Source organism: Pseudomonas protegens (genome assembly GCF_003732485.1).
GTDB lineage: Bacteria > Pseudomonadota > Gammaproteobacteria > Pseudomonadales > Pseudomonadaceae > Aquipseudomonas > Aquipseudomonas protegens_B.
In genome coordinates this window covers 90,561-95,015 of the sequence record NZ_MOAK01000015.1, presented here as the reverse complement: position 1 = coordinate 95,015, position 4,455 = coordinate 90,561, and the positions used below count along the sequence as shown (strand labels likewise).

General features: G+C 66.1%; 4 protein-coding genes. 3 read left to right on the top strand and 1 reads right to left on the bottom strand.

The genetic code is table 11. From position 1 onward, the window contains the following. Nucleotides 1–37: 37 nt before the first annotated feature. From BLX41_RS01835 to BLX41_RS01825, 3 genes are all read left to right on the top strand, one after another. A complete protein-coding gene (locus BLX41_RS01835) occupies nucleotides 38–1,186 on the top strand; it encodes a MalY/PatB family protein (protein WP_123723531.1) in 1,149 nt (382 codons plus the stop codon). 279 nt (nucleotides 1,187–1,465) lie between these two features. Beyond that, nucleotides 1,466–2,524: an aromatic ring-hydroxylating oxygenase subunit alpha gene (locus BLX41_RS01830; RefSeq protein WP_123723530.1), complete on the top strand. Its 1,059-nt coding sequence runs from the start codon at nucleotides 1,466–1,468 to the stop codon at nucleotides 2,522–2,524. Between the two features lie 55 nt (nucleotides 2,525–2,579). Next, the gene (locus tag BLX41_RS01825) at nucleotides 2,580–3,530 is read left to right on the top strand and encodes a PDR/VanB family oxidoreductase (RefSeq protein ID WP_123723529.1); all 951 of its coding nucleotides are present in this window, start codon (nucleotides 2,580–2,582) and stop codon (nucleotides 3,528–3,530) included. Between the two features lie 4 nt (nucleotides 3,531–3,534). Here BLX41_RS01825 and BLX41_RS01820 read toward each other — a convergent pair whose 3' ends face one another. After that, nucleotides 3,535–4,248: a GntR family transcriptional regulator gene (locus tag BLX41_RS01820; protein ID WP_011061753.1), complete on the bottom strand. Its 714-nt coding sequence runs from the start codon at nucleotides 4,246–4,248 to the stop codon at nucleotides 3,535–3,537. Nucleotides 4,249–4,455 lie beyond the last annotated feature (207 nt).

The following is a 4,455-nucleotide window of genomic DNA, read 5'->3' as shown; positions in this document are numbered from 1 at the left end:
CTCCCACCCTCCCCATGCGATTCGACGAGACCCGTTCATGAGCTTCGATTTCGATACCCTGCATCCGCGCCAAGGCACCGGCAGCACCAAGTGGAGCCGCTACCCCGAAGACGTTCTGCCGATGTGGGTGGCAGACATGGACTTTGCCGTGGCGGACGGCATTCTCCAGGCCTTGCACCAACGCCTCGAGCACCCGCTGCTGGGCTACAGCGTGGCTCGGGATGAACTGCGCGAAGCCGTGGTCGCCGACCTCTGGAACAAGTACGCCTGGCGTGTGCAACCCGACGAGTTGATCTTCCTTCCCGGGGTCGAGCCCGGGTTCAACATGGCCCTGCACGCCTTCGTCCAGCCCGGGCAAAAAGTGCTGGTACAGACCCCCAACTACCGCCCGCTGCGCATGGCCCCGGACAACTGGCGCCTGGACAAGGTCGAACTCCCGTTCCAACTCACCGAGCAAGGCACCTATGTCACCCCCATGGACGCGCTGCGCCAGGCCTTGCAAGGTGCTGGCGCCATGCTCCTGAGCAACCCCCACAACCCCTTGGGCAAGGTCTTCCCCCGGGAAGAACTGCAAGCCGTGGCCAGCGCCTGCCTGGACCAGGGCGCACTGATCATTTCCGACGAGATCCATGCCGAGCTGTGCTTCGACGGGCGCCGGCATATTCCCACCGCGTCCCTGAGCCCGGAGATCGCCCGGCGTACCATCACCCTGATGTCGGCGAGCAAGGCCTACAACATCGCCGGGATGAAGACCTGCTTCGCCATCGCCCAGGACCCGGCCACCCGCCTGGCCTTCAACAATGCCCGGGCAGGCATGGTGGACAGCGTCAGCCCCCTGGGCCTGGAAGCGACCCACGCCGCCCTGACCCACGGCGGCCCCTGGCTCCAGGCACTGCTCGGCTACCTGCAGGACAACCGTGACTACCTGCTGCACGCGGTCCAGACCCGCTTGCCGGGCATCCGCATGCACGCACCACAAGGCACCTACCTGGCCTGGCTGGACTGCAGCGAGCTGGGGCTGGACGATCCCCATGGCTACTTCCTCAAGGAAGCCAAGGTCGGCCTCAGCGCCGGGCTGGAATTCGGAGACGACTGCGGGCAGTTCGTGCGCCTGAATTTCGGCTGCCCGCGGGCCTTGCTGGAAGACGGCATCCAGCGCCTGCAGGACAGCCTGCAACGGCGCTGATTCTGCAACCCCCACTTCGTCCCCGACACCGCAGCCGCCAGATCCCCCCTGGCGCTGCGGCCTGCCCCCCCCAGCCTCGCCCCGCAACTGTCCACCGGCCCTTAGCGCGCTGTGCGTTGAAGCGCGGACAATGGATCCATAAACCTCCTTCACTGGATCCAAAATCCTTATAGCAACCGATTATCGAACACTAAATCAGCGCATTTGTTTGACACCCCCAGAGCAGCAATCATTTAATGGATCCATTAAATAAAAACAACAAACGCCTGGAGAGACGTCATGTACCCCAAGAATGCCTGGTACGTTGCCTGCACCCCCGATGAATTGCAGGGCAAGCCCCTGGGCCGGCAGATCTGCGGCGAACACATGGTGTTCTACCGCGCCCATGAAGGTCGGGTAGCCGCCGTCGAGGATTTCTGCCCCCATCGCGGCGCGCCGCTGTCCCTGGGCTATGTCGAGAACGGCAACCTGGTGTGCGGCTATCACGGCCTGGTGATGGGCTGCGACGGCAAGACCGTGGAAATGCCCGGCCAGCGGGTGCGCGGCTTCCCCTGCAACAAGACCTTCGCCGCGGTGGAGCGCTACGGTTTCATCTGGGTCTGGCCCGGCGACCAGGCCCTGGCCGACCCGGCGCTGATCCATCACCTGGAATGGGCCGACAACGATCAATGGGCCTATGGCGGCGGGTTGTTCCACATCCAGTGCGACTACCGGCTGATGATCGACAACCTGATGGACCTGACCCACGAAACCTACGTGCATGCCTCCAGCATCGGCCAGAAGGAAATCGACGAGGCGCCACCGCAGACCACGGTAGACGGCGATCAGGTGGTCACCGCCCGGCACATGCACAACGTCATGCCGCCGCCGTTCTGGCGCATGGCCCTGCGCGACAACCAGCTGGCCGACGACGTGCCGGTGGACCGCTGGCAGATCTGCCGCTTCAGCCCGCCCAGCCATGTGCTGATCGAAGTCGGCGTGGCCCATGCCGGCTACGGTGGCTACGACGCCCCTGCGCAGTACAAGGCGTCGAGCATCGTGGTGGATTTCATCACCCCCGAAAGCGACACCTCGATCTGGTACTTCTGGGGCATGGCGCGCAACTTCAAGCCCCAGGACCGGGCGCTCACCGAAAGCATCCGCGAAGGCCAGGGCAAGATCTTCAGCGAGGACCTGGAGATGCTTGAGCGCCAGCAGCAGAACCTTCTCGCCCAGCCCCAGCGCAACCTGCTCAAGCTCAATATCGACGCCGGCGGCGTGCAGTCGCGCCGGGTCCTGGAGCGGCTGATCGCCCTGGAGCGCGAGCCCCGGGAACCCTTGATCGCCACAAGCCGTTAACCCCCCGAACCCGACAGGCTGGCGGCCCGGATGCGGCCACCGGCGAGGACCGATGATGATCGACGTACTGGTGGCCGCGCGCCACGACGAAGCCCTGGACATCTGCAGCTTCGAACTGGCCGCGGCCGACGCAAGCCCCCTGCCCGCCTTCAGCGCCGGCGCCCATATCGACGTGCATCTGGCCAACGGCCTGGTGCGCCAATACTCCCTGTGCAACCACCCCGCAGAGCGCCACCGCTACCTGATCGGCGTGCTCAAGGACCCTGCCTCCCGCGGTGGCTCCAGCAGCCTGCACCAGCAACTGGAGGTGGGCACGCGCCTGCGCATCAGCGAGCCACGCAACCTCTTTGCCCTGGAGCACGCAGCACGGCGCAGCCTGCTGTTCGCCGGCGGCATCGGCATTACCCCGCTCCTCAGCATGGCCGAACAGCTGGCCCACAGCGGCGCGGATTTCCAGCTGCACTACTGCGCCCGTTCGGCCCAGCGCGCAGCCTTCGTCCAGCGCTTGCAGGCCTCGCCCTTTGCCGAGCGGGTGAGCCTGCATTTCGACGAACAACCGGACACCGCCCTGGATATCGCCCAGGCCCTGGCCGGGCCCCGGGACGACGTGCACCTGTATGTCTGCGGTCCCGGTGGCTTCATGCAACACGTGCTGGACAGTGCCCGGGCCCAGGGCTGGAAGGAGCAATGCCTGCACCGCGAATATTTCAGCGCTGCGCCCATCGACCACAGCGCCGACGCCAGCTTCGCGGTGAAGCTGGCCAGCAGCGGCCAGGTGTTCCAGGTACCGGCCGATCGCAGCGTGGTCCAGGTGCTGCAGGACCAGGGCATCGAAGTGCCGATTTCCTGCGAGCAAGGGATCTGCGGCACCTGCCTGACCCGGGTGCTGGAAGGAGTACCGGAGCACCGCGACCTGTTCCTCACCGAGGACGAGCAGGCGCGCAACGATCAGTTCACGCCCTGCTGTTCCCGGGCCAGGAGCCCGCTGCTGGTGCTGGATCTGTAGAGCCTCACTGCGGGCGCAGGATCAGCCTCATGCGCTCGTCGGCCACGGCCGAGCCGAAGATCTCGGCATAGCGCAAGGTGGCGTTGGCATGCTCGCGCATCAGGGCCTCGGCCCGCGCGCCCTGGCCATTGACCAGGGCATCGAATATCGAGTGATGCTGCATGTGGGCATAGTTGAAGCGCCGGTATTCCCGGGCCATGTCCTGGCGGTCTACTGCCAGGGCGGTGACCGAGGCGAACGGCAGGTGGTCGTTGCGCGCCAGGGCATCGGCGATCGCCGGGTTGCCGCTGCCCGCCACGATCACCTGGTGAAAACGCATGTTGAGGTCGTGATAGAGCTCCAGGTCCTCTTCGTTGACATAGCCCTTGTCGAACAGCGCATCGCCCTCGACCAGGCAGCGTTCGAGAATCGCCCGGCCCTCGGCCGACAGCCCGCGCTCGGCGGTCTGGCGCGCCGCCAGGCCTTCCAGCACCCCGCGCACCTCCACCGCCCCGGCGATGTCTTCGGCGCTCACCGAGCGCACCTGAAACCCGCGACCGCCGAACCGCACCAGCAGGCCTTCCTGCTCCAGGGTGCGAAAGGCCATGCGCACCGGCATGCGTGACACCCCGAACAGCTCGGCGGTGGGCACTTCCATCAAGCGCTCGCCTGCCGCCAACTCGCCCGAGGCGATCATCTTGCGCAGCGCGACCAGCACCGTTTGACCGGGTTTGCTCATCCGGGCAGCTTCCTGAAAACGTGGACGGCCATAGTAACGCAAGGCCCCCCGCAACACGCACCCCGAGATTGCCGTAGCCGCTGCCGAGCCCGCGAAGCTGCGCAAAGGTCCGCAGGACCTTGCCCGGCGATCTGCCGTCGGACCTCCAGCGCCCGTGGAATCGCTGCGTCTGCTGCGTCGGAATGCCGCCCAAGCCGTTCGCAGCCT